Source organism: Psychrobacillus vulpis (assembly GCF_006861825.1).
GTDB classification, from domain to species: Bacteria; Bacillota; Bacilli; order Bacillales_A; family Planococcaceae; genus Psychrobacillus; species Psychrobacillus vulpis.
Genome location: NZ_VDGI01000013.1, coordinates 74,245 through 100,205 on the forward strand (window position 1 = coordinate 74,245; position 25,961 = coordinate 100,205).

At 35.7% G+C, this 25,961-nt stretch carries 25 protein-coding genes and 1 pseudogene; 20 read left to right on the forward strand and 6 right to left on the reverse strand.

Going from position 1 to position 25,961, the window contains the following annotated elements:
• The first annotated feature begins 209 nt into the window (after nt 1–209).
• Genes FG384_RS12545 through FG384_RS12560 form a run of 4 tightly spaced genes read left to right on the forward strand, consistent with a single transcriptional unit; the run spans nt 210 to nt 2,123 of the window.
• Nucleotides 210–920, forward strand: coding sequence for a cytochrome c biogenesis protein CcdA (locus FG384_RS12545; RefSeq protein WP_142642947.1), 711 nt, complete (start codon nt 210–212; stop codon nt 918–920).
• Nucleotides 921–938: 18 nt separating this feature from the next.
• Nucleotides 939–1,313, forward strand: a complete 375-nt coding sequence (locus FG384_RS12550) for a response regulator (protein WP_142642948.1) — start codon at nt 939–941, stop codon at nt 1,311–1,313.
• A complete protein-coding gene (locus FG384_RS12555) occupies nt 1,310–1,639 on the forward strand; it encodes a thioredoxin family protein (RefSeq protein ID WP_142642949.1) in 330 nt (109 codons plus the stop codon). Before FG384_RS12550 ends, FG384_RS12555 begins: the two co-directional genes overlap by 4 nt.
• Nucleotides 1,632–2,123 (forward strand): CcdC family protein, encoded by a 492-nt coding sequence (locus FG384_RS12560; protein WP_142642950.1) that lies wholly within the window; start codon nt 1,632–1,634, stop codon nt 2,121–2,123. Before FG384_RS12555 ends, FG384_RS12560 begins: the two co-directional genes overlap by 8 nt.
• Before the next feature lie 112 nt (nt 2,124–2,235).
• On the opposite strand, the gene FG384_RS12565 is transcribed toward FG384_RS12560, so the two are convergent.
• Nucleotides 2,236–2,673: a DUF2621 domain-containing protein gene (locus tag FG384_RS12565; protein WP_142642990.1), complete on the reverse strand. Its 438-nt coding sequence runs from the start codon at nt 2,671–2,673 to the stop codon at nt 2,236–2,238.
• A gap of 133 nt (nt 2,674–2,806) precedes the next feature.
• Between FG384_RS12565 and FG384_RS12570 the strand changes: the two genes are divergently transcribed.
• The 4 genes from FG384_RS12570 to FG384_RS12585 all read left to right on the forward strand — a co-directional run bounded on the left by FG384_RS12570 (nt 2,807) and on the right by FG384_RS12585 (nt 4,125).
• The gene (locus tag FG384_RS12570) at nt 2,807–3,019 is read left to right on the forward strand and encodes a DUF1659 domain-containing protein (protein WP_142642951.1); all 213 of its coding nucleotides are present in this window, start codon (nt 2,807–2,809) and stop codon (nt 3,017–3,019) included.
• 21 nt (nt 3,020–3,040) lie between these two features.
• A complete protein-coding gene (locus tag FG384_RS12575; RefSeq protein ID WP_142642952.1) occupies nt 3,041–3,253 on the forward strand; it encodes a DUF2922 domain-containing protein in 213 nt (70 codons plus the stop codon).
• Between the two features lie 54 nt (nt 3,254–3,307).
• Entirely contained in the window at nt 3,308–3,430 is a 123-nt protein-coding gene (locus tag FG384_RS12580; RefSeq protein WP_142642953.1) for a YvrJ family protein, read from the forward strand.
• A gap of 104 nt (nt 3,431–3,534) precedes the next feature.
• Nucleotides 3,535–4,125: an SCO family protein gene (locus FG384_RS12585; protein ID WP_142642954.1), complete on the forward strand. Its 591-nt coding sequence runs from the start codon at nt 3,535–3,537 to the stop codon at nt 4,123–4,125.
• Nucleotides 4,126–5,249: 1,124 nt separating this feature from the next.
• On the opposite strand, the pseudogene mscL reads toward FG384_RS12585, so the two are convergent.
• Nucleotides 5,250–5,638 (reverse strand): annotated as a pseudogene (gene mscL, locus FG384_RS12590) (large conductance mechanosensitive channel protein MscL).
• Between the two features lie 145 nt (nt 5,639–5,783).
• Here mscL and FG384_RS12595 point away from each other — a divergent pair.
• Nucleotides 5,784–7,262 carry a putative bifunctional diguanylate cyclase/phosphodiesterase gene (locus tag FG384_RS12595; RefSeq protein ID WP_240793425.1) on the forward strand — a complete coding sequence of 493 codons (1,479 nt, stop codon included), beginning with the start codon at nt 5,784–5,786 and terminating at the stop codon, nt 7,260–7,262.
• Nucleotides 7,263–7,288: 26 nt separating this feature from the next.
• Complete coding sequence (locus tag FG384_RS12600) at nt 7,289–7,978, forward strand: lytic transglycosylase domain-containing protein (protein ID WP_240793420.1); 690 nt, start codon at nt 7,289–7,291, stop codon at nt 7,976–7,978.
• Nucleotides 7,979–8,152: 174 nt separating this feature from the next.
• On the opposite strand, the gene FG384_RS12605 is transcribed toward FG384_RS12600, so the two are convergent.
• Together FG384_RS12605 and FG384_RS12610 are read right to left on the reverse strand one after the other, a co-directional pair.
• Complete coding sequence (locus FG384_RS12605) at nt 8,153–8,401, reverse strand: GlsB/YeaQ/YmgE family stress response membrane protein (protein ID WP_142642956.1); 249 nt, start codon at nt 8,399–8,401, stop codon at nt 8,153–8,155.
• Between the two features lie 79 nt (nt 8,402–8,480).
• Complete coding sequence (locus tag FG384_RS12610; RefSeq protein WP_142642957.1) at nt 8,481–9,041, reverse strand: cysteine hydrolase family protein; 561 nt, start codon at nt 9,039–9,041, stop codon at nt 8,481–8,483.
• Nucleotides 9,042–9,335: 294 nt separating this feature from the next.
• On the opposite strand from FG384_RS12610, the gene FG384_RS12615 reads away from it, so the two are divergent.
• On the forward strand, nt 9,336–10,508 hold the full coding sequence (locus FG384_RS12615; RefSeq protein WP_142642958.1) for an alanine racemase: 1,173 nt from the start codon (nt 9,336–9,338) through the stop codon (nt 10,506–10,508).
• Nucleotides 10,496–11,815, forward strand: coding sequence for a D-arabinono-1,4-lactone oxidase (locus FG384_RS12620; protein WP_142642959.1), 1,320 nt, complete (start codon nt 10,496–10,498; stop codon nt 11,813–11,815). Before FG384_RS12615 ends, FG384_RS12620 begins: the two co-directional genes overlap by 13 nt.
• 68 nt (nt 11,816–11,883) lie before the next feature.
• Here the strand turns inward: FG384_RS12620 and yfkAB are convergent, their stop codons facing one another.
• The gene (gene yfkAB, locus FG384_RS12625) at nt 11,884–12,993 is read right to left on the reverse strand and encodes a radical SAM/CxCxxxxC motif protein YfkAB (protein WP_142642960.1); all 1,110 of its coding nucleotides are present in this window, start codon (nt 12,991–12,993) and stop codon (nt 11,884–11,886) included.
• Between the two features lie 141 nt (nt 12,994–13,134).
• Between yfkAB and FG384_RS12630 the strand changes: the two genes are divergently transcribed.
• The 3 genes from FG384_RS12630 (at nt 13,135) to FG384_RS12640 (ending at nt 18,306) form a co-directional block, all read left to right on the forward strand.
• On the forward strand, nt 13,135–13,617 hold the full coding sequence (locus FG384_RS12630; protein WP_240793421.1) for a DinB family protein: 483 nt from the start codon (nt 13,135–13,137) through the stop codon (nt 13,615–13,617).
• A 163-nt stretch (nt 13,618–13,780) separates the two neighbouring features.
• Nucleotides 13,781–16,489, forward strand: a complete 2,709-nt coding sequence (gene acnA, locus FG384_RS12635) for an aconitate hydratase AcnA (protein ID WP_142642961.1) — start codon at nt 13,781–13,783, stop codon at nt 16,487–16,489.
• 1,364 nt (nt 16,490–17,853) lie between these two features.
• Nucleotides 17,854–18,306: a hypothetical protein gene (locus FG384_RS12640; RefSeq protein ID WP_142642962.1), complete on the forward strand. Its 453-nt coding sequence runs from the start codon at nt 17,854–17,856 to the stop codon at nt 18,304–18,306.
• 58 nt (nt 18,307–18,364) lie between these two features.
• Here FG384_RS12640 and FG384_RS12645 read toward each other — a convergent pair whose 3' ends face one another.
• Nucleotides 18,365–18,907, reverse strand: coding sequence for a GNAT family N-acetyltransferase (locus FG384_RS12645; protein WP_142642963.1), 543 nt, complete (start codon nt 18,905–18,907; stop codon nt 18,365–18,367).
• Nucleotides 18,908–19,049: 142 nt separating this feature from the next.
• Here FG384_RS12645 and FG384_RS12650 point away from each other — a divergent pair, with 142 nt between their 5' ends.
• From FG384_RS12650 to FG384_RS12670, 5 genes are all read left to right on the forward strand, one after another.
• Nucleotides 19,050–22,259 (forward strand): AfsR/SARP family transcriptional regulator, encoded by a 3,210-nt coding sequence (locus FG384_RS12650; protein ID WP_142642964.1) that lies wholly within the window; start codon nt 19,050–19,052, stop codon nt 22,257–22,259.
• 175 nt (nt 22,260–22,434) lie between these two features.
• Entirely contained in the window at nt 22,435–22,926 is a 492-nt protein-coding gene (locus FG384_RS12655) for a peptide ABC transporter substrate-binding protein (protein ID WP_142642965.1), read from the forward strand.
• Between the two features lie 212 nt (nt 22,927–23,138).
• The gene (locus FG384_RS12660) at nt 23,139–24,389 is read left to right on the forward strand and encodes a substrate-binding domain-containing protein (RefSeq protein WP_142642966.1); all 1,251 of its coding nucleotides are present in this window, start codon (nt 23,139–23,141) and stop codon (nt 24,387–24,389) included.
• Between the two features lie 101 nt (nt 24,390–24,490).
• Nucleotides 24,491–25,258, forward strand: a complete 768-nt coding sequence (locus FG384_RS12665; RefSeq protein ID WP_142642967.1) for an ABC transporter ATP-binding protein — start codon at nt 24,491–24,493, stop codon at nt 25,256–25,258.
• Nucleotides 25,242–25,949 (forward strand): ABC transporter ATP-binding protein, encoded by a 708-nt coding sequence (locus FG384_RS12670; protein ID WP_142642968.1) that lies wholly within the window; start codon nt 25,242–25,244, stop codon nt 25,947–25,949. The genes FG384_RS12665 and FG384_RS12670 overlap by 17 nt, the downstream gene beginning before the upstream one ends.
• Nucleotides 25,950–25,961 lie beyond the last annotated feature (12 nt).

The window sequence follows — 25,961 nt, forward strand, 5'->3', positions numbered from 1 at the left end:
CAAAGAATAGTGTAGTGGAGGATATTACTTAATCAAACAAAGGTGAACCCATATTAGATAATCCAATACAAAGAGTTTCTGCGACGGCACAGGCTTTCGCAGAAACGAAGATAAGTGGAAAGAGTCAAAAAGCTGTCACAGGCAATTGTAGAGTCAAAGTCGGGAAAGTTTGGTAAGATAGGGACAGTAATTCGGAAAGGAAGACAGCCGTGAGTACTGATATTAACTTACTATTAGCGTTTGGTGCAGGGATTCTAAGCTTTATTTCGCCTTGTACATTGCCTTTGTATCCTGCATTTTTATCCTACATTACAGGAATGTCATTGGAAGAGATTAAAACAGATAAAAAATTAATGCAAAGAAGAGGAATGCTACACACCCTATTCTTCTTATTAGGGTTTTCGATCATATTTATCGCACTAGGATTTACCTCATCTTTCGTTGGAACATTCTTTATTCAATATGATCAATTAATCCGTCAAATCGGTGCAATTTTTATCATTATTTTTGGTTTAATAGTAGTAGGAGTGTTCAAACCAGAATTTTTAATGAAAGAAAAAAGATTGCAATTTAAAAATCGTCCATCAGGTTATTTCGGAACTGCATTAATCGGATTGGCATTTGCTGCAGGTTGGCAACCATGTACAGGTCCTATACTTGCAGCTGTGTTCATAATGGCAGGATCAAATCCTGGTTCTGGTGTTTTATATATGCTAGCGTATGTTTTAGGATTTGCAATTCCATTTTTCGTATTGTCCTTCTTTGTTACGCGACTTAATTGGATTCGAAAAAACAGTCAGTTGATCATGAAAATTGGTGGTTATATTATGATTGCCCTCGGTATTTTACTGTTTTTCGATGGTTTAACGTATATTATTCGTATTTTCAGTCCATTTTTTGGAGGTTTTCTTGGATTTTAATGTGAAGGAGGCATGCTGATGCCAACAGTATTAGTAGTCGATGATGCGGTTTTTATGCGCACAACAATAAAAAGAATGCTAGAAAATCATCAATTTGAAGTAATTGGCGAAGCAGCTAATGGACTTGAGGCGGTAGAAATGTATCGAACTTTATTACCAGATGTTGTGACGATGGATATCACAATGCCAGGAATGACTGGTATTGAGGCAGTGAAAGCAATCATTTCAGAATTTCCAAATGCTAAAATTGTAATGGTTACTGCGTTGGGACAGCAAAAACTTATAGTGGAAGCAATCGAACAAGGAGCAAAGGATTTTATCACAAAACCTTTTAATCCAGAACAAATTGTGAACATTTTGCAGAATGTCACTAACTGGAATGAAAATGAATGATTAAAATTACTAACTACGCTGATTGGTTACAAGTTTCTGAGAAAGAACAATCGCTATTACTATTTGTTAAAACTACGAATTGTTCCGTTTGTGAAGGATTGTATCCAAAAATGCAGGAATTACAAGTAGAAACTAGCATACCTTTTTATATGGTTAATGCATCAGATGTAAAAGAAATGGCAGGACAGTTATCTTTATTTACTGCTCCTGTCGTGTTATTTTGGAGAAACAATAAAGAATATGCACGTTTTGCAAGATTTATCTCATTAGGAGATATTCGTAATGTACTAAAAGAACTAGATGATATGGGGAATTCGCATGTTTGAAAAGATTTCACCGAACGTAATGATAATTGTTTCTACTGCTTTTGCTATCGGTATGGGGATACTTGTAACAACCGTACGTGCTAAAGCAGCTAAAAAACCAGCTAGTGTCAAAAAAATATTATTGCCACCACTATTTATGTCAACTGGTGCTCTCATGTTTGTATTTCCATTCTTTCGAGTAACAGGGATGGAAATAATAGAGGCACTTGCTGTAGGTATGTTATTTTCCACTGTTCTAATTTGGACTTCAAAGTTTGAATGGAAAGATGGAGAAATCTATCTAAAACAGTCTAAAGCTTTTATCTTTATATTATTCGCTTTACTTGTTGTACGGTTAGTTGGAAAGTTAGTGTTAAGTGCAACGATTGATGTAGGACAACTTAGTGGTATGTTTTGGCTATTAGCTTTCGGAATGATCGTTCCATGGCGAATTGCCATGTACATGCAGTATAAGAAGCTACAAAAAGCAGGAGCAACTGAATAAAGAATGCAAAAAGCGAGTATCTATTTTGAAAGAATACTCGCTTTTTATTTGTGTAGAAGAAGATTTGGCCAAAGCACTACAGTTAAGGTGGAGATTAGGCACTTTTCTTTTTTTATTGTGCTTTTGGTTTAGCTTCCGATTCTTCGAAGAATCTATTAAAAGGGGTAACGTCAATTTCCATTTCAGCCAATTTTTTGCGTAAAAATTTATGGTCACGTTTTGGTGTAGCTATAATATAGCCACGGATGAGTAGCTCACGTGAAATGGATGTAGCTTTTTCCTCAAGTGCTAGTTGACCAATTTTCCCTGCAATTTTTTGTTTTGCTACTGGTCTAAAAAGCTCTGGAACTGGACTTACTAATTCATTTAAAAGTGCTTTTTGGTCATCATTCCAAAGATGAATGGTGTTGTCTACATAGTATTCTTCCCAATCTAAATCCGATTTCCCATCGTTTTTAGGGAGAGCCTTAAGGAATTTACGGAACATAAAAAATCCTCCAATGGCCATTAAGCCTATTAAAACAACTGCCCAAAATAGTATAAACCACATAAACCAACCATTTAACAATCTATTCACCTCTTTTTTCTATCTTTAGTATAAGATGTTCTCAAAAAAATTTCACTCTCTATGTATCCTTTCTTTTAAAAAGTATCTATTTACTTGTTGAAAGGAGGTGTTAGTAATGGCTAATTTAGAGTATAAGCAAGCAGTGCTAAAGTTAGTATTTGAAGCGGGATTAGTTGAAGGAAAAATGAAAACAAAATCCAAAACGTATCGGAACATACAAGCTAGTGCTACCGCAGATGGACTTGAAACCGTTGCAACAACACTGGCGAGCTTGTCAAACAGCCCATACATTGGCGCTGAAAAAGTAGAAACATTGAATCTTATCTAATAATATTAGGAGGGAAAGGAATTGGCAAAATCATTACAACTTCTGTTTGAAACAGTAGATGGCAAGAGACTCATGTTGTCCGTCGATGATCCAAAGGATTCTCTAACGAATACAGAAATTGAAGCAGGGATGGAATCCATTATTGCTAGTAATGTATTTTATGTAGAAGGAACACCGATTTCAATCGTTAAAAGTGCACAAGTTGTCGATCGAAATGTTACACATATTATTTAATTATCTAAGACTCTCCAACATTGGGGGGTCTTTTTTACAAAGGAAGTGATTATAATGGAACAGTGGCTTTCATTGATTCAAGATGTTGGCTTTCCAATTTTTGTATCATTTTATTTGATGCATCGGGTTGAAAGCAAACTGGATGAAATCAAAAATGCACTGTTATCTTTAAAATGAGCTCCCAATTCACAAAACTGTTGAATTAGGCGAGACATTCTGGTTGAATGAGTAAAATTGTTTCGTTAAGATTAAGTTATGAATAGAAAAGTGAGGTCTCATTAATGAAGAAGCTATTATTTATTATTTCCATTTCCTTACTTGTACTTGCTGGATGTGGCAGTAGTGGGAACTTTGAAGCACAAACAAATTGGGAAGTTGAAGATTTCTCTTATGTAAACCAACATAATGAAAAGGTTTCCCTAGATGATATGAAAGGTACGGTTTGGTTAGCTACATTCGTTTTTACAAACTGTACAACAGTGTGTCCTCCAATGACCTTTAATATGAGCGATATTCAGAAAATGCTTGTAGAAAAAGGGATTGAAGATTATAAGATTGTGGCATTTAGTGTAGATCCAGAGGTAGATACACCAGAGAAACTTCAAGAATATCTAGGTAATTATGATGTTGCAGATGAAAGCAAATGGGAGCTATTAACAGGCTACAATCAAGCAGACATTGCTGGATTTGCAGCGGATTCATTTAAAACATTAGTAAAAGATGATCCTAATTCAGATCAAGTAATTCACGGTACTTCCTTCTACTTAGTGGACCAAAATGGCGTAGTTGTTAAAAACTATAGTGGTTCTCAAGACGTACCGAAAGAAGAAATCGTTATTGATGTAGAAACATTAATCAAAGATGGGAAATAAGAAACTCTAGATTAAAGACATAAGGTTTCAGGAATGTTTGACATTCCTGAAACCTTTTGATTTATTATCCATTTTTACTTCTTAATTCGTCGATTTCTCCATGAATCACGTTTATTTTGTATACTTCTCATGACAACTCCTTGATTCATTAAGTAAATGGAGACTAATGAATAAATAAGAAAATCGTTGAAATGGCTCCCTTTCCGCGGGCGTTGCCTCAGTCTCCTCGCTTCGCTGCGGGGTCTTCGGCTAACGTTATTCCCGCAGGAGTGTCGCCATTTTAACGATTTTCTAGAAATGAAAAAGTAGTTAACATAAAAATAGACAGTTTTTAAGTGCCCTCAGCGTAGCCGGGAAGTGGCTTGGGAACTCATCTGCTGAAAGCAAGTAGCTTTTACGGACTCTACCAGGCATAATTCAGGTTTCATTACGTCTAGCTAATCACGTTCATTTTGTATTTTTTTAAACACCATCGCATTACAATTCCTTGGTTCAATTCATAGAGAAAAAGCTGCGATACTCCTGCGGAAAAACGGAGCGTCCAAGACCCCACATGAGCGTAGCGAAGAGGAGGCTTGGCATTTCGTCCGCGGAAAGAGAGTAGCTTTTTCGATATTCAATTAGTCGTGATTCTATTTTTTTGAACTGATTACGTTCATTATGTACAATTGTTGACACCATCGCATTACAATTCCTTATTTTCAATTCATAGTGAAAAGCTGCGAGACTCCTGCGGAAAAACGGAACGTTCAAGACCCGCACGAGCGTAGCGAGGAGGAGGCTTGACGGTTCGTCCGCGGAAAGCGAGTAGCTTTTTCGATATTCAATTAGTCGTGATTCTATTTTTTTGAACTGATTACGTTCATTATGTACAATTGTTGACACCATCGCATTACAATTCCTTATTTTCAATTCATAGTGAAAAAGCTGCGAGACTCCTGCGGAAAAACGGAGCGTCCAAGACCCCACATGAGCGTAGCGAAGAGGAGGCTTGGCGTTTCGTCCGCGGAAAGCGAGCGGCTTTTTCCTGTTTCAACTAGTAATAATTCTATATTAAACAAAAAGACTGTAGACAAACTCGTTTGAGTTTTTCTACAGTCCGAAAGAACCTTAAGGCTCTTTTTTTATGCATTCGTTTGCTGTTTTAGTAAATCTCTAATTTCTTGAAGTAAAACTTCCTTAGAATCTACTGGAGGAGCTTCCTCTTTGCTTCTACAACATCTTCTTTACGTTTAAATTTAGATAAAAGTCGTATAAACAAGAAAATAGAAAACGCGATAATAACAAAATCGAAAATAGATTGAATAAAATTGCCGTATAAAATTTCCGCATCCTCGTGCTTAAAGGATAAACCTGTGAAGTTAACACCATTTAATAGTAATCCTATCAAAGGTGTGATAATGTTCTCAACTAATGAGGTAACTATCTTGCCAAATGCTGTCCCGATAACAACAGCTACTGCTAAATCTAGTACATTTCCTTTAAACGCAAACTCTTTAAAATCCTTCCACATAAATCTCACCTCCATAGTGTCATACTACAAAAAAATGAATCTACTGTATAGCGACTTTTTACATTTTTAGTCTACTGTTTATAGTGAATTTATGCTATTGTTTGTCTAGGGATATAGATGGGTGGTGAACCTAAATTTGTTAAAAATGACATATCGAAAAATTTCATTGAAAATTATAATTATTTATGTAAGCATAAGTCTGCTTTGGATATTACTAGCCGATACATATTTGTATCAATACTTTCAAGATGGTAAAATTATTTCGATATTAAAAGGCGTTGTTTATGTAGCCTTTAGCGTCCTTTTACTCTTATACTTAATGAAGCAATCGTGGAAATCACAACAGGACCTTCTCATAAAAGAATACGAGGACGATTTAACAGGGCTTCCCAATAGAAGTTCTTTACAGAAAACTTTAGAAAATTTTATATATAACAAAGAAGTATTTCATCTTTTATTTGTTGACTTTGATCGTTTTAAAATGATAAATGACTTATATGGACATGACAGTGGAGATTTTGCTTTAATGCAAATTTCAGAACGTCTACATAACAATAACTACTTAACTTCTTCCGATATGGTTGCAAGATGGGGTGCGGATGAGTTTATCGTTCTTATTAAAAATCGATTGTATGATGATATTGAAAAATTTGTAGAGAGTATTTTAACAGAATCTACAATTCCACTTTCTATAAATGGAAAAGAAATAAGTATTTCCATAAGTATAGGGTCTGTACAGTGTCCAATCGATACAGTAAACAGCACAGAATTATTACGATTTGCTGAGCTCGCTGCAGATGAAGCGAAGAAAGCTGGTGGGTTAAGACATGTTCGATACCATAAAGAACTGTCAGAACTAGCAAACAAAGAGCTATATTTAGTAGAAGGACTACATAATGCATTAGAAAAAGGAGAGCTGTTTTTAAACTTTCAACCTCAAATTGAGACTGAAACACATGACATCATTGGAGTAGAAACACTTATTCGTTGGAAGCTTGAAAACAAATTTATCTCACCGGCAGAATTCATTCCGATAGCTGAAAAAACTGGCCATATTATTCAAATAGGTGATTTTGTTTTGAGAGAAACGTGTAAGAATATACCTCTGATTGAAAAAGAAATAGGTAAGGAATTGTTATATAGTATCAATGTTTCAGCCCGACAATTTTATCAAAAAGATTATATTCAACGGACGAAGAAGATATTAGAAGAAACGAATGTACTTCCAAGTAAAATTGTTTTAGAAATTACAGAATCCATTATTATGGAGTATACTGATTTTGTACTTAAATCACTGCAAGAATTGAAAGAATTTGGGTTTCAAATTGCCATTGATGATTTTGGAACTGGTTATTCTTCCTTTAAGTATTTAGAATTATTGCCAGTTAATATTATTAAAATTGATCAGAGCTTTACACAAGCGATTCATAGATCACGAACGAAAGCCATCGTTCAATCAATTATTTCACTTGGACATAATCTAGATTTAAAGATTTTAGCAGAAGGGGTAGAAGATCTTTTTCAAGTGGCTAATTTAAATGAATTAAACTGCCATTATTTACAAGGTTATTTTTTCAGCAAACCACTTACATTGGAAAATTTGCTAATGGAATATAAAAAGTAATACATAGAATAGGTGAATGGAGAATAATGAAGCAAAAACAGAATAAGTCCTATAAAAAGAAAGTTTGGATGATCCTATTACTTCTTCCATTTACGATTACTATATACATTTTAGCAATCATTGGATGGCAAGAACTAAGAAAAATACCTGTCGTACAAGAATGGGCAGAATCTATTCAAAATGTTAAAGATATAAAAAATAAATTTGAAGTGCCACCAGAATATATTTCAATCTATCAGAAAGCTGAGGAAAAGTATGGCGTACCGTGGACGCTTCTTGCCGCACACCATCGCATTGAAACTAGATTTTCTACGATGGACCCATTACTATCTCCCGTCGGAGCAGAAGGGCATATGCAGTTTATGCCTTGTACATTTGTCGGTTGGTCTCATCCAAGCTGTAATGGTTTAGGTAAAGGGGACATTCCTGAGAAGGATAAAGTGAATCCAGAGATTATTGCCAAATATGGTGGTTATGGTGTCGATGCAAATGGAGATGGGAAAGCAGATCCGTTTGATATGGAAGATGCTATTTTTAGTGCTGCCAATTATTTAGCTGCAAGTGGAGCCGCAAATGGGCAAATAGAAAAAGCCATTTTTAATTATAACCATAGTGATAAATATGTAGAGGATGTACTTCATTTTTATAATTTGTATGAAAGTCAACTACAGAAGCTAGAGGCTACTTTAGAAGATGAGCAAACAGAGGGACTCTAGTGAGGATATTTCATTTTAATTAGTTAGTTGGACAATAAACGATAAAGTTTGGACAGTCTATTGTAAAAGTTGGACAAACAACCTATAAGTTTGGATAAACTTCTATAAAAATTGGACAATAAATAACCACTCAAGAAAAAAATCTTGAGTGGTTTTGTTATGCCTATATTACATTTACTTACGCATTGATCTTAATATCATACTTAAAATAGCTACCAAAATAATAGCACCGATTAAAGATGGAATGATTGCCATTCCCCATATTACTGGGCCAAAGTCAGGGAATATTAAACCTCCGACCCAAGCACCGATAATACCAGCAATTATATTACCGATAATACCACCTGGAATATTTTTACCTAATATTAGACCAGCTAGCCATCCTATAATACCACCAATTATTAAATATAATATAAATCCCATTGAATTCATCTCCTCTTAAATGATTACTACCTTTATACTCTTTATATAACCATAAAATAGGAGTTTTAAACATTTCGGGTTATAGCATGTTATGCTTGTTTACTACAGTAGCTCCAAGAGAGTTAGTAAAATGTCCAAGAGCCCAGTTATGGCCTTGCTCATTAAAGCTAGCTACTGCATCTTCATGAATAACAATATTAAATCCTAAGTTATAGGCATCGAACGCAGTATGTAGAACACAAATATCTGTACACACACCTACAATATGAAGTTCTTCAATGTGTCGTGATCTTAACATTTGGAGTAGATTGGTTCCAGCAAATGAGCTATATCTTGTTTTATCCATCCAGATAATCGCATCTTTGTTTTGCTCATACACTTCTTTTAATTCACCGTATAATTCACGTCCTTGCGAATTCCGAATATTATGGGGAGGAAACAGTTTTGTTTCAGGATGAAACGGATCATCATTTTCGTGAAGATCAACTGGAAACACAACTAAATCGTTCGTTGAAATAAATTCATTCGTAAGTGATACGATGGCATTCTCAATTAATTGACCAGGTTTGCCACAAGTAAGTGCCCCATGATCCGCAATAAAATCTACCGTATAGTCCACAACTATTAATGCTCTTTTCAAACTAAACAACTCCTTTTCCTTTTCTTTTATTATGGATTAATTATACAAAAAATCTAGTATATACACGCATTTCCAATGTTCAAAATATTTTGCATTCTTTCGTTTTGCGTATTATAATAATAAATAAAGGAGTGGGAATTAATGGACAAACAACATACTAAAAAATTAAATAAACAAGGTATTTGGTTTGTGATACTCCATACGATTTTTATTTTTAATTTGGCATTTGATATATTTTCAATACATTAAAGAGGGCAGTTTTAACTGTCCTTTTTTTATGAGAGGAAGATATAAATGAATGATTTCATAAATGCATATAATTCTATTCAAACGCCATTTGCCTGGGTTGATTTGAATGCATTGGATTATAATATTCGCTTTATTAATGAGAAAACAATAAATAAAAAAGTAAGGGTGGCAACAAAGTCGGTTCGTTCTGTAGAGATGTTGAAGTATTTAGAAAGTAATTTGCAACGTTTTAATGGGTGGATGACGTTTTCAACGGAAGAAACCTTATTTTTATTGGAACAAAATTTTGATGACTTTCTAATTGGTTATCCCCAATTAGATAAATTGAAAGTAGTCGAAATAATACCATATATATTAAAAGGCAAAAAAATAGTTTTTATGGTGGATGATTTAACACAATTGCAATTTCTAGACTCTATTGGGAAAGAACATAATGTTATTATTTCTATTTGTATTGATATAAATGTATCGAAAGACTTTAAATTAATTTATTTTGGAACAAAACGCTCCTCTCTACATAATATAACTGCCCTGGAGGAGTTACTAGATAGAACGAAAGCGCTTTCAAATATTCAAGTTGTCGGGGTAATGGGATATGAAGCGCAAATCGCGGGGGTAGGAGATCGACCTGCCCAAATATATAAGAAGCCTATTATCCAATTATTAAAGAATAAATCGTATCGCTCTATTTCTACTTTTAGAAAAGAAGCGGTTCGATTAGTAAGGAGTTATTATCCACTATTGGAATTTGTCAATGGTGGGGGATCAGGTAGTATTGCTTATACTTGTACAGAAGAGGAAGTATCTGAAATTACAATTGGTTCGGCATTTTATGCACCAACCTTATTTAGTCGATATGATTCTTTGAAGCTTCAACCAGCTGCTGGTTTTGCACTCCAAGTAACTCGTAAACCTGAAAATCAAATTATCGTATGTCATGGAGGTGGGTATATAGCATCTGGAGCTATCGGTGAGGATAAGCAACCTGAACCTTATTATCCTACAGATCTTAAGCTCCTAAAATTAGAAGGGGCTGGAGAGGTGCAGACACCGCTGTATGATCCTAGACAAAAATGCGTGGTAGGGGATGTAGTTTATTTTAGGCATGCAAAGGCAGGAGAATTATGTGAGCGTTTTAATCAGTTGTATTTGAGTAGAGATGGACAATTGAAAAGTGTATGCAATACTTATCGGGGTGATGGAAAGTGTTTTCTTTAAATACATTTAAGTCTTCTAAACCGTGGACTAATTGGGCTGGTAATGTTATTTCTACTCCATTAGAAAGGAAACTTCCAAATTCGTTGGATGAAGTAAGCGAAATAATTAAGCGTGCGAAAGGTTCCACAATACGCGTGACTGGAGCAGCACACTCCTTTAGTTCGATAGCAAAACCTGATGAAATTGCATTATCTCTTCACAATTTAAGAGGATTAGTAAGTATTGATAGTACAAAGCAGGAGGCTACTTTTTTAGCAGGGACTTATTTATTTGAGGTTGGACCAATACTTGCAAAGCATCAATTGGCTCTTCAAAATATGGGGGATATTCAATATCAAACATTAGCAGGTGCTATTTGTACTGGGACTCACGGTACAGGAATCGGGCTTGGATCGCTGTCAGAACAAGTTGTGGCGTGGAAATGGATAGATGGAATTGGGGAACTACATACTCATCGAAGAGGAAACGATGAGTTGTCTAAAGCATTGCATCTATCACTAGGACTATTAGGAATAATTGTTGAGGTTACATTGAAAGTAATTCCAGTGTATGGACTTCGAGTGGAAAGTTATCATGTACCACTTTTTGAAGGACTCCAAAATTGGAACAAAGATCAATATGAAAACAGACATCTAGAATGGTTTTACTTCCCTGGACAAGAGAAAGTACAAGTGAAAAAGTCGAACATGATTAAGGCTAAACCTCAAACGTATACTTCGAAAACAACAGAATTTCTAAAAGGAAATGTTGTAGAGAATTATGGATTCTTTTTTTTATCTGAGTGGTGTAAAAGAAATCCTAAAAGAACAAAATGGGTAACCGAATTTTCTGCAAAAAATGTACCGATTGGGAAAAAAGAAGGTTATAGTTTTGAAATGTTCCCAACTCCTAGACTCGTAAGATTTTTAGAAACTGAGTATGCCGTCCAACACACACAATTTCAGGCTTGTATGGAAGAAGTACATTTCCACTTAAAAAGTCATCCATTTGACGTACATTTCCCTATCGAATGTCGTACTACGAAGGGAGAAAATGCATTTTTGAGCCCAACACAAGGTGAAGAAACGGCATTCATGGCGTTCCATATGTATAAAGGGATGGATGAAACAAACTATTTTAAGTGGGTACATGAACTGATGGAAAAGTATGGGGGGAGACCTCATTTTGGCAAAATGAATGTACTTACAACTGACAAGCTTCACACATTATATCCTAGTTTAAATACTTTTATAAAAATTCGAGAATCATATGATGAACACAATCTATTTTTATCCAATTATTTCAAGCAATTATTTAGTGTCAAATAATATTATTATGTAAACTTATTTAAAATAATGAAACCGAACAATTTATTCAATGTTCGGTTTCATTATTTTTATTTGACAGAACCACTTACAAAAACATCATTTTTATAATACATATTCTTCACTAATATATTTGGGCCTAAGCATTTAACTGCTGGACAATGACAATTGAGTGAATGAGAAAGGGGAGAAGATAACCATTTTTCGAATATAGCTGGTAGGGCATCCGTTTGGATATTTCCTAGTTGAGGAGCATCTCCAAAATCGGTGACAATTACTTCTCCAGTAAATATGTTCACATTTAGACGCGATCTTCCGTCTGGATCATTTCGTACGGACACGTTTTTACTTTGCTTTAGTCTATTTAATAACTGTAAACTTTTTTCATTTTGACTACATGGATAAAACGGCAACGTACCGAAAAGCATCCAAACATTTTCATCGCGAAAATCGAGTATTTTTTCGATCGCCTCATGTGTTTCTTCTAATGTTAACGAAGTGAGTGCACTTGCAAAATCAGAAGGGTACATTGGGTGCACTTCATGTCTAGCACATTTCATTTCGTCCACTATTTGTCTATGAATATGTTCTAAATATGGCAATGTTTTTTTGTTTAGCATAGTTTCCGCTGAGACCATTACGCCTGCTTCCGAGAGCATACGACTATTGTCTATCATTCGTTGGAATAGACTAGCACGTTGATCATATGTAGGCTTTCTTTCCATCATCGCAAAACCGGTTTCGACAAATTCATCAACGGTACCCCAGTTATGGGAAATATGTAAAACATCTAAATAAGGGGCGATTAATAAGTATCTATCTGGATCAAGCGTAAGGTTCGAATTAATTTGCGTTCGAATTCCACGACTATGTGCGTATTTCAATAATGGGAGTACGTACTCGTTTACTGATTTTTTGGAGAGCATCGGTTCTCCACCAGTTATACTGATCGTCTTTAAGTTAGGAATCTCTTCTAAACGATGCAATATTAAGTCAATCGGAAGTGCTTCAGGATCTTTCGTTTGTAAAGTATAACCAACAGCGCAATGTGAGCAGCGCATATTGCAAAGGGTTGTTGTTGTAAATTCAATATTGGATAATGTAAGCTTACCGTGCTTTTCTATGTCTCGATATGCTTCCCAGGGGTCATTAAGTGGTGTCAACTTATTTATAGCAATCATACATAACTTCCTTTCCAATCAAGTATTATCTCATATTTGGGATAAAAAGAAAATGATAAACAATAGAATGATAGGCTTCTTATATAAGTAAAAAGGGATTATTTCTACAAAAATAGAATAGTCTAAAAAAGTTCGTTTAGGTTGAAAATATTAATATGGAGGATTTCTATATTACTTGAGAGGAATGAAAAAGTTCGATTAGCACTTATACAACTGTTAGATGGTATAACCGATGAGCAGTTCAATGTGAAATCTAGTCAAAATGCGTGGTCACCAAAAGAGATAATAGATCATTTAGTTAAGATGGAGAGAACAATTACTAGTGGTATTAGGCACCAATTAACAATTCCAGATAGTCCTAGGGCAATGAAAAAACCTATCCAAATATCCACTTTGCTCATCGTTAAAGTAAAAGCTCCAGCTCACACTGCTCCTACATCAGAATATAAAACAAAAGTGGAAATGAAAATCGAGCTTCATCATACTCGAATGGAACTTATTTCTGTCTATAAAAGTTCTAATATGGAGACATTGAAAATGAAATCATTTAAGCATCCTATATTCGGACAAATTCCACTGATACAATGGTTTCCCTTTTTGGACTACATGAAAAAAGGCATATAAAGCAATTAGAAAAAACGATTAAAATATTAAAAGGTCATAAGTAATAATTATCACTAATAATAATTTTAATGTAATTTACTTATAGACTTCATTGAAGTATGATAGGTTATGGAGAAAAGTCACTAGAAAAGAGTCTTTTCAATAGACATTAGGAGGAACAAAAATGGCAAAAAGTAATTTACACAATAGCCGCACTTCTTTTTCTCTAAATGGTAAAGAGTATAACTATTATCGTTTAGCTGCTTTAGAAGAAGCTGGTATTGCAAATGTATCACGCCTACCTTATTCAATTAAAGTATTATTAGAATCTGTTTTACGTCAATATGATGGATATGTAATTAAAGAAGATCATGTAAACCAACTTGCAAAATGGGGTAAAGATGCAGACACAGAAGCGGAAGTACCATTTAAACCTTCTCGCGTTGTACTACAAGACTTTACTGGTGTACCAGTAGTAGTAGATTTAGCTTCTTTGCGTTCTGCAATGAACGAAATGGGTGGAAACCCAGACAAAATCAACCCTGCTATTCCAGTTGATCTTGTAATCGACCACTCTGTACAAGTAGATAAATACGGTTCAGCTAATGCTTTACAAGCAAATATGGATCTTGAGTTTGAGCGTAATGCGGAGCGTTACAACTTCTTAAAATGGGCTCAAACATCATACGATAACTTCCGTGCAGTACCTCCAGCAACTGGAATTGTTCACCAAGTAAACTTGGAGTATTTAGCTCCAATCGTGCATGTGAACGAAACTGCTGATGGCACATTAGAAACATTCCCAGATTCAGTAGTAGGTACTGACTCTCATACAACAATGATCAATGGTATCGGCGTTCTAGGATGGGGTGTAGGTGGTATTGAAGCAGAAGCAGGAATGTTAGGTCAACCTTCTTACTTCCCAATCCCTGAAGTAATTGGTGTTAAATTAACAGGAGACCTTCCAAACGGAACAACTGCTACTGACTTAGCACTTAAAGTTACACAAGTATTACGTCAACGTGGCGTTGTTGGTAAATTTGTAGAGTTCTTCGGTCCTGGAGTATCTAAATTACCACTAGCTGACCGTGCTACAATTGCTAACATGGCTCCTGAATATGGTGCAACTTGTGGTTACTTTGCAATCGATGAAGAATCTATTAACTACCTACGTCTAACTGGTCGTGAAGAAGAGCATATTGCAGTTGTTGAAGCTTATTTGAAAGCTAACGACATGTTCTTTGATCCAACTTTAGAGCCAGTTTATACAGATGTAATTGAAATTAACTTAGCATCTATCGAAGCAAACCTTTCTGGACCAAAACGTCCACAAGATTTGATTCCTCTTTCTGACATGAAAGCTCGTTACCGTGAATCAGTTGTTGCTCCTCAGGGGACACAAGGTTTCGGTTTAACGGAAAAAGAATTCGATAAAGCCGCTACTGCTAAATTTGCTGAAGGAGATGTAACAATTCCAACAGGTGCTGTTGCAATCGCTGCAATCACTTCTTGTACAAATACATCTAACCCATACGTAATGCTAGCAGCTGGTTTAGTTGCGAAAAAAGCAGTAGAAAAAGGATTAACTGTTCCTGCTTATGTAAAAACATCATTAGCACCTGGTTCAAAAGTTGTTACTGGTTACTTACAAGATTCAGGTTTAGATAGCTACCTTGACCAAATTGGTTTCAACACAGTAGGTTATGGTTGTACAACATGTATCGGTAACTCAGGTCCATTACTTCCTGAAATTGAAAAAGCAATCGTTGACGAAGATTTATTCGTAACTTCTGTTCTTTCTGGTAACCGTAACTTTGAAGGACGTGTACATCCACTTGTAAAAGCGAACTACTTAGCTTCACCACCACTAGTTGTAGCTTATGCTCTTGCTGGTACAGTAGACATCGATTTACAAAAAGATTCATTCGGTAAAGACAAAGATGGTAACGATGTATTCTTCGCTGATATTTGGCCATCTACGGAAGAAGTAAACGAAGTGCTTTCAACAGTTGTTACTCGTGAACTATTCCAAAAAGAATATGCACGTGTCTTTGACGAAAACGAAGCATGGAATGCAATCCAAACTTCAACAGAATCACTCTATACATTTGATAACACATCGACTTATATTCAAAACCCACCATTCTTCCAAGGATTATCGAAGGAGCCTGGTGATATTGAAACACTTGCTGGACTTCGCATTGTTGCGAAATTTGGCGATTCTATCACTACTGACCATATTTCACCAGCTGGTGCGATTGGTAAAGATACGCCTGCAGGTAAATACTTGCGTGAAAACGGTGTAGAAATTCGCGATTTCAACTCTTATGGTTCTCGTCGTGGTAACCACGAAGTAATGATGCGCGGTACTTTCGCAAATATCCGTATCCGTAACCAAGTTGCTCCAGGTACAGAAGGTGGATACACAACTTACTGGCCAACTGGTGAAATTATGCCAATCTATGATGCAGCGATGAAATACCAAGAAGAGGGTACTGGTTTAGTAGTACTTGGTGGAAAAGATTACGGAATGGGTTCATCTCGTGACTGGGCAGCAAAAGGTACTAACCTTTTAGGTATTAAAGCTGTAATTACTGAAAGCTTTGAACGTATTCATCGTTCAAATCTAGTAATGATGGGTGTTTTACCACTTAATTTCTTACCAGGTGAAAATGCTGAATCTCTAGGCTTAACTGGTAAAGAAGAAATTAGTATAAATGTAGCAGAAGGTGTAAAACCTCGTGATATCTTGCAAGTAACTGCAAAAGCAGAAGACGGTACTGAAAAACAATTCAACGTGCTCGCTCGTTTCGATTCAGAAGTAGAAGTAGATTACTACCGTCACGGTGGTATTCTTCAAATGGTTCTACGTAACAAAATGTTAGAAGCATAATATTATTTAAAAGGTTTCGGGAATGAACAACATTCCCGAAACCTTTTTATTTTTACTCCTGAATAAATAAGAAAATCGTTGAAACGGCTCACTTTCCGCGGGCGTTGCCTCAGTCTCCTCGCTTCGCTGCGGGGTCTTCGACTAACGTTAATCCCGCTGGAGTGTCGCCTACTTCAACGTTTTTCTAGAACTGAAAAGTATTATCATAAAAGATAGAGAGTTTTTCTGTGCCTTCAGCGTAACCGGAAAGAGGCTTAGTGATTTATCCGCTTAAAGCAAGTTGTTTTTCGATACACAATTAGTCTTGATTCTATTTTCAAGAAAAATATCATGAATAGATGATTGCACTTATTTTGTCACTAGCTGATTGTGTTCATTTTGTATGTTTAGGGACACGTCACTTAATTACATCTTGATTCAATCCGTAGAGGAAAAAGCTGCGAGACTCCTGCGGAAAAACGGAGCGTCCAAGACCCCGCATGAGCGTAGCGAAGAGGAGGCTTGACGATTCGTCCGCGGAAAGCGAGTGGCTTTTTCCGGACTCAATTAGACTTGATTCTATTTTCAAGAAAAAAATATAATCACCACTAGCTGATCGCGTTCTTTTGTATGTTTGTGGGCACATCACTTAATTACTTCTTGATTTAATCCGTAGAGGAAAAAGCTGCGAGACTCCTGCGGAAAAACGGAGCGTCCAAGACCCCGCATGAGCGTAGCGAAGAGGAGGCTTGACGATTCGTCCGCGGAAAGCGAGTAGCTTTTTCCGGACTCAATTTGTCTTGATCACTATTAATGAAAAGTGACTTAATTATCTCTAACAGATGGCATTCATTTTGTATATTTGTGGACGATATCACATAACAACACCTTGATTTAGTACGTAGAGGAAAAAGCTGCGAGACTACTGCGGAAAAACGGAGCGTCCAAGACCCCGCACAAGCGTAGCGAGGAGGAGGCTTGGCGATTCGTCCGCGGAAAGCGAGTGGCGCTTTTTGATATGCAAGTGGTCTTGATTCTATTTATTTTTAAGGAAAAACTTTCATTTTGCATCTTTTATAGATTCATATCTTCTATCCTTTATTAATAATTAGTTACATTGATTGAAGCGGAGGGTGGCGACTCCTGCGGGAATAGCGGGACAGTCGAGAACCTGGACGGAGCGTAGCGAAGGAAGCGGCTCGGCCCCGCCTGCGGAAAGCGTCCGCCTATAGCGAAAATCAACTCGTTCTAATTACTATATATTTTATTTTATAAGAAAAAATACTGTGATAACTTAAAATTCTTCCAGTTTGAGAGCCTAATTGATAGTGAAATTAGGCTCTTTTTTCTTATTAAGTGATAGATTTAAAGGAGAATAGGTGTATATGTTAATTCATATGATGAAAATAAAAAGTATAGGAGTGAATAAATTGAAAAAAAGAAAAGTACACCTGCTGATAGCTGCATCTATTTTACTCATTTCAATGTCTCTTTTACTCTTTACTAAGGCACCTAAAGCTGTTATTGAAATTTGTTCTCCACTATTTCAATCAGGATCCATTGAAACACAAAGCTTACAATACAAACTTATGGATAAAGGTGGATTATATGATCAAGTAGGACAAAGATTAAAAGAAAAAGGATATGAACATCATATACTCGGGGGAATTACCTCTAAAGATATAATACTAGTTAAATTTGTACTAGCGAATAAAGCGGTTAATGATAAAAGACAGGAAGAAATTAAAGAAATTTTTCATCACTATGTTACAGTAAACCAATTGGATCCAGAAGCGTTTTTGGTAAAAGTAAGTAATGATACTAGCACGAATTGGTAACTCATATTACCTATTTAACTAAGAAAAACACCCCAATTGGAGTGTTCGTAACAGCCTATTATTTTGTCCATTCTGGTTTGATTAATGAAAAAACAAATGTATCGTTGGATTTGTCATTTTGATAAATATACCCTCTTAACATACCTTCTTTTTGAAAACCTAATTTTAATAGTAGTTTATAAGAAGATTCATTTTCCGTAAATGTAACTGCTGCAATACGATATAAGTCTAATTCTTCAAAACAATAACGGACAACAGCTTCCACAGCTTCACTGACGATACCTTTTCTCCAATATGAAGGAAGTAAGTCATAGCCTATTTCTGTCCGTTTCTGGGAGAGTTGTAGATTATTTAAGCCAACAGTTCCAACTAACTCAGACGTTTCCTTCCAAAAAATTCCCCATCGAATAGACCGCTTATCTTGAAAATTTTTTGTAAAGGAGTTAATCATATTAATCGCTTGTTCTTTTTGCTCAAAAGAAGCCATACCGTAATATCTTGTCACTTCATCATCTGAAAAGATACGAAATATACTGTCAGCGTTCTCTTTTTTTATTTCCATTAGTTTTAAACGGTTTGTTTCTAATACAGGAAAATCCATATTTGTCCTCCTTAATGGGTTAGCATATGAATATTTTAACATAATTTTATATATTTCATAACATCTGAATTGTCGTTCAATTTTGAAGATTAGTGTGATAGGATAAGTTTAGTAGATTATGTTAATTGATAGGAGGTAAAGGATGGAACAAACAACAATTATCATGTCGAAGCTAACTCCACCTATACCATCTTCTTATTATATGAGAAGATCATCCCTCATAAAAAAATTAAAAACAAATGCTCATAAAAAAGTATCTCTTTTACATAGTGGAGCTGGTTTTGGTAAAAGTTCTGCATTAGCACAGTATTTTACAGATTCAAGAGAATTGTATTCATGGTACACGATAACGGAAGAGGACGATGATATTCTGCCATTTCTACGATACTTAATACAAAGCATTCGTAGAGTTATTCCCACTTTCGGTAGTAGTTTAATGGAGAAAGATCTTCTGTCGATGTACCCAAAAGAAGAGGAATTAATCCAGTGGTACTCCTTATTTAGCAATGAATTGGCAATAATTGATGAGCCTTTTTCCATTGTCTTAGACGACTTTCATCTTATTGATCATGTGTTTCATATTAATTATATTGTAGAAAAAATTATTGAGTTTCTTCCACCTCATATTCATCTTGTTGTTGCATCTCGAACACGTCCGAAGTGGTCCAGATTGTTAAAGCTTAAGCTAAAAGCACAATTAGTAGAGATTGTAGAGAAAGACTTTTTGTTTAGTGAGGAAGAGATACAAGTATTTTTTGAAGATTATTTTGACAAAACGATTTCAAATAAGGAAGCAATAGAGATAATGAAGCTGACGGAGGGCTGGGCAATTGCTATTCATTTGATCGCAATGCAACTAGCAGAGACGAATAAGCAGATGAACCAGCTTTTTGATCCTGCACTGAAAGATTTGTTCTCTTATCTATCTGAGGAAGTATTTTTAATTATGAGTGAAAAAGACAAACAGTCATTATTGAATTTTAGTATTTTCCCAACGTTTACCTCTAAAGAAATTCTAGAGTTTTTTGGAGAAGAAGAGGCAAATAGTCTAGAAAGATTAGCAAGTAGTCACGCCTTTATTCAATCACTAAGCGATACCGATTCTTATCGATTTCATGCATTGTTTCAGCAATACTTAGAAACAAAATGGCACCAAAAAGATAGTACGTTGTATTATGAGACACATAAAAAAGCAGCACATTATTTTAGTGAGCAAAATAATTTAGTTCAATCCATCCATCATGCAGTAAAAGCTAATGACAATCGTTTTCTAGGAAAGATGATAGCTCAGTTTGCTAGTTCTATGATAAAAGCTGGGCAGTTTGATTGGTTATTAGATTTACTTAAAGAACATTTGACAGAGAATAGTAGAGAAGAATTTTACGAACTTTTTTATTATGAAGGGGAATGTCATCGTTATCGAGCTTATTATGAAAAAGCGAGAAGGGCATACGAAACATGTATCACCTATGCAAAGGAAAAGGAAAATTCACTTTATTTGAGTAGAGCAAATGCGGGTATTGCTCATATCTATTTAGACACGATCCAACCAGGTCTTGCTAAGCCCTATTTAGAAGAAGCTGTATACTTTGCAGAAAAAAGTTCGGAGATAAGTCGCCATGAAATGTTGCTATTAAAAAGACTTCTAGCTGAGAACCTTGTTAATTTGGGTAAGGCATCCGAAGCAAATGAATGGGTTAAAAAGGAACAATTAGATGCTTCTATTTTAAGAGAAGGAAATTTAGACGTACGAATTCTCCTTCGTACAGGAATGTTACATAAGGCACAAAAATTATTAAAAGACAGAAGTAGTGACGAGATTAGCTTGCCGGATTCGCATAGAGAAACAGGAGTTTTACTTTCCTATATATGTTCTTTAACAGGACAAATTGAAGCAGCAAAACAAACTGCCATTAAAGGGATTGAGACAGGCATTCGTGAGAAATCAGGATTTGTGGAAGCTGTCGGTTGGATAAGAAGAGGACATGCCGAAATATTAGATGACCCTTTCGATTTAGAAACACCCGAGAAATACTATTTCAAAGCGGTTAATATCATGGAAGAGTTAAACGTTTCTAGAGGGAAAGCCGAGCCCTACATGGGACTTGCCATTTTAAAATCTAGACAAGGGTTATTCCAAGAGGCTGTTTCTTACGGAGAAAAGGGTTTGCGAGAAACAGATAGAGGTAATGATTATTGGCTATCTGCTTATATATTAATCTGTTTAGCAATTGTCTATTCTGAAAATGAAAACCTCGAACTAGCAATGGAAACTGTTCAAGAAGCACACAAACTTTTTAAGGATGGCGGAGATGTTTACGGAGAGATGATTTCACATTATTGGTTCATGTTTATTCAATATCAACTACAAAATTGGGTAGAGTTCATCCAATATGCTGAAAAATTTTCTTCGTTATGTATTCAGTTTAATTATATTTTTTTCTTGCAAAAAAAGACGATATTTGGACCTGTAGATTTACAGATTCACTATCCAATGCTGCAAAAAGCTCTTGCATTAAATCCAGGTTCTCACTCAATCAATGCATTGACAAATATATTGAAGATTAATACAGTGACAAACTATCCAGGCTATCAACTTACACTTCAACTACTTGGACCCTTTTCAGTTTTTATGAGTAATAAAGAAATCGATGACCGAAAGTGGCAGCGTGATAAATCAAAGGAATTATTTGCATATCTCTATTTGCATAAAAATCGTTTCACTCCGAAAGAAGAATTGATGCGCACCATATGGGGAGATGGGGAAGAAAAGACAATTGACCGAGACTTTAAAGTAGCATTAAATTCATTATTAAAAGTAATTGAACCGAATCGATTAGCACGGGAAGAATCCTATTTTATTATTCGGAAGCAATCGATGTACCGAATAAATCCAGAAGCAATTGTTCATAGTGATTTAGAATCTTTTTATCTTTATGCGGAGCAAGGAATAAATGAAAAGAATCCAGCTTTGTCAAAAGAAAGCTTATTAAAAGCAGTCCATATATATAAAGGTATTCTATTAGAAGATAAATCTATGATTGACTGGTTAGCTCATGATCGTGAAAAGGCACAACAACAATACATCTTAGTTTTAGAAAGGCTTGCTCAAACATGTACTAGATTAAAGGAATTTGAAAAAGCTATTTACTGGGCGGAGAAACTTTTAAGAGTAGATCTAACTTGGGAAGAGGCATATCGTTTATTGATGTTTGCATATTATCAACTTCAAAATAGAACCCAAGCTGTGAAATGGTATGAACGATGTGTTTCAGTATTAAAGGTCGAATTAAAAGTAGAACCGATGAGTACAACTATTCAAATGTATGAGATGATTACAAATTACGGTTAAATACCGTTTACTAGTTTTATTTGTAAAGAAGATTGTACTACGGTAAAAATTCTCACCTCCAATTGGAACTGCATTAAATGTCGTGGTGAAAAAGTATTACTCAAGAAAAAGGGCTTATGATGAATTTGAGAACTCATTATCTGCTCTTTTTTTTGCAACAAAGGGAGGAATTTCTTTGAAGTTAAAGCATTTTACCTTGGTATTAATTTGTGTCTTCTTAATTTCTGCTTGTAGCAATGGAGAAAGCATAAAAGTACATTTAGAGGAAGCATACAGGCTTGCATTGGATTCAATTATAGATTTAGATCCAGGCTTAAATGGTGACATGGAATTCATTGCTATAGATATGAGCAATTTCAATGATTTATCTGAAGAAGAAAAAGAGGATATATTAAGTTTCTTTCAAACTAAGTATAGAGTTGAAGTAATGGATGCTACATTGGAAGAATTACAAGATAAAGGATTATACAATACTGATTCTGATACTCATGCACTATATGGAATACTTTTAAACCTTGAAAAAGTGGATTTTCAAACTAATCATACTATTAACTTTGAAGGTTCAAAATATAGATCAAAGCTTGGTGCTGTTGGAGTCGAAATTACCGTTCAATATAAAGAAGGACAGTGGGAAATCACGGATTCACATATAACGTGGATAAGTTAAGTTTAACTATATTGTTTACTTGTCGTAAGAAAAGAACTTTTTCTACGGCAGTTATTCGTTTCAGAGAAAACAACCTGCTCCTGCGCTGCTTCGCATACTCGTCGCAAAAGAGTTACAAAAGCTATTGCTTTTGTAACTCTTTTGTAACTTCTATTATGTACGATTTAACTGAAGCATGAGAACGCTTACAAATGGATAAAAGGGGGATTTTCATGATAAAAAGATGGGGTTTATTTTTAACTCTTGTATGTATTTTGATCATCAGTGCTGCTTGTAGCGATAAGGCAAGTACTACGAAAGAAGAAGAAAAAGAAGGAACATCTCCAGTATCAGGTGAAGTGACAGAAGAAAAAGGAACAATCAAGATTGGCGTGCTTGCATCGTTAACTGGTGCACTGGAGTCTTACGGCAAACAAACGAAAAATGGATTTGAATTAGGTCTTGAATATGCTACAGACGGGTCAATGGAAGTAGCAGGGAAGAAGATTGAAGTCGTATTTGAAGATACGGAAACAAAACCAGAAGTGGCTGTTCAAAAAGCGACGAAGTTACTAGAAGAAGACAAAGTTGACTTTTTAGTTGGATCCTCCAGTTCTGGAGACACATTAGCAGTTCTCCCGCTTGCGGAAGAATATGAAAAGATTATGGTTGTAGAACCTGCAGTTGCAGATAGTATTACAGGTTCAGAGTTTAATCCGTATATTTTCAGAACAGGACGAAACTCCTCACAAGATGCAGTTGCTGGTGCAGCGGCTATAGCGAAGCCAGGTGTGAAAATAGCAACGTTTGCTCCAGATTATTCATTTGGATGGGACGGAGTAGCTGCATTTAAAGCTGCTGCAGAAAAATTAGGTGCGGAGGTAGTACTGGAAGAATTTGCAGATCCTGCTGCTACGGATTTCACATCCAATTTACAAAAAATTATTCAAGCAAAACCGGACTATTTATTTGTTGTTTGGGCAGGAGCCAATTCGCCTTGGAACCAAATTGCAGACTTAAAAATGCAAGATAAAGGAATCAAAATTTCAACTGGAGCTCCAGATATTCCAGCATTATCTGTAATGGAACCATTAGTTGGAATGGAAGGATTCTCTGTTTATTATCATACACTTCCTAAAAATCCAATAAACGATTGGTTAGTAGAAGAACATAAAAAACGTTTCAATGGGGAAGTACCTGACCTATTCACTCCTGGTGGAATGTCTGCGGCAATTTCTATTGTGGAAGCTTTGAAAAAATCAGAAGGTAATGCAGATGGAACAGAATTGATTAAAGTGATGGAAGGAATGTCATTTGATACACCAAAAGGCAAAATGACTTTCCGTCCTGAAGACCATCAAGCACTGCAACCTCTATACTCTATTAAACTGGAAAAACAAGATGGTGTACCATACCCAGTTCCAGTTCTTATAAGAGAATTATCTCCTGAAGAAACAGAACCACCAATTTTAGGTAATAAATAAAAATGAGATGTGACAGCCTAAGAAATTAGGTCTGTCCCTCTCCATATTATAGAGCAAGTTCTATGATATGGAGAGCGGCAGATGAAAGGGGTATGTTGATATTGGAACCATTATTGAAAACAGAGAATTTAACAATAAAATTCGGCGGGCAAACTGCTGTTGATCATGTGAATTTTGCGATGCCTGCGAAACATTTTAAGTCGATTATAGGACCGAATGGTGCCGGAAAAACGACATTCTTTAATTTAATCAGCGGAGAGTTAAAGCCTACGGAGGGGGATGTCATCTTTAGGGGAGAATCGATGGCAAAGTACTCATCTGTAGAACGTACAAGAAAAGGCCTCGGGCGGTCGTTTCAAATTACTAACGTATTTCCGAATCTCACCGTCATAGAAAATGTTCGGCTAGCTGTCCAATCTAAAGAAAATATACGTTATCAAATGTTTCGGCATTTTATCGCATACAAAGATTTGCATATTCAAGCGGAAAAATTACTAGAAATAGTTTTACTTTCGAACAAAGCAAATTCCATTGCTAATCAGCTATCTCATGGAGAAAAAAGAAAGCTAGAGATTGCTATGTTACTTGCGTTAGATACAGAAGTCCTTCTGCTCGATGAGCCTACTGCTGGAATGTCTTTAGAGGAAGTACCAGCTATTCTAGATGTGATTAAACAAATTAAACAAACGGGAGAAAAAACCATTTTATTAATTGAACATAAAATGGATATGATCATGGACTTGTCTGATTCTATTATGGTTCTTTTTAATGGTAAATTGCTTGCCGACGGTACCCCTTCAGACATTATGGAGAACGAGACTGTTCAACAAGCTTATTTAGGAGGGTTATACGATGAGCAGCTTACTTAAAGTAGAAAATGTTCATACACATATTGGTCAGTATCACATATTACAAGGTGTTTCATTTGAGGCAAAAGCTGGAGAAGTAAGTGTTTTATTAGGAAGGAATGGAGCGGGAAAAACAACTACGCTTAAAACGATTATGGGTTTGACCCCTGCCACATCTGGAGCAATTACTTTTGAGGATGAAGCCATTACGAAAAATCCCACACATCGTATTGCATCTAACGGAATTGGTTATGTGCCAGAGGATCAAGGAATTTTCGGTGCGTTAACAGTGGAAGAAAATTTAAAGGTAGCAATGAGAAAAGACGATGATTCCGCAAAGGAAAGGCAAGAGTATGTTCTCAATCTATTCCCAGACTTAAAAAAATACTGGAAAAAAGACGGTGGACATTTGTCGGGCGGACAAAAACAAATGCTATCGATGGCAAGAGCTTTTGTAAATGAAAGTAAACTGCTACTTATCGATGAACCGTCCAAAGGACTCGCGCCAGTAGTCATTGAAAAGGTAATGGAAGCGATAAACGAAATGAAAAAACAAACAACAATTATTTTAGTGGAACAAAACTTCATCATGGCCAGTAGAATTGGGGATACATATACACTTATTGATGATGGAGAAACAGTTCAATCAGGGCAAATGAGCGATTTAGTGCAGAACGAAGAGTTAAAACGTAAGTACTTAGGAATTGGGTAAGGGGGTTTTAGG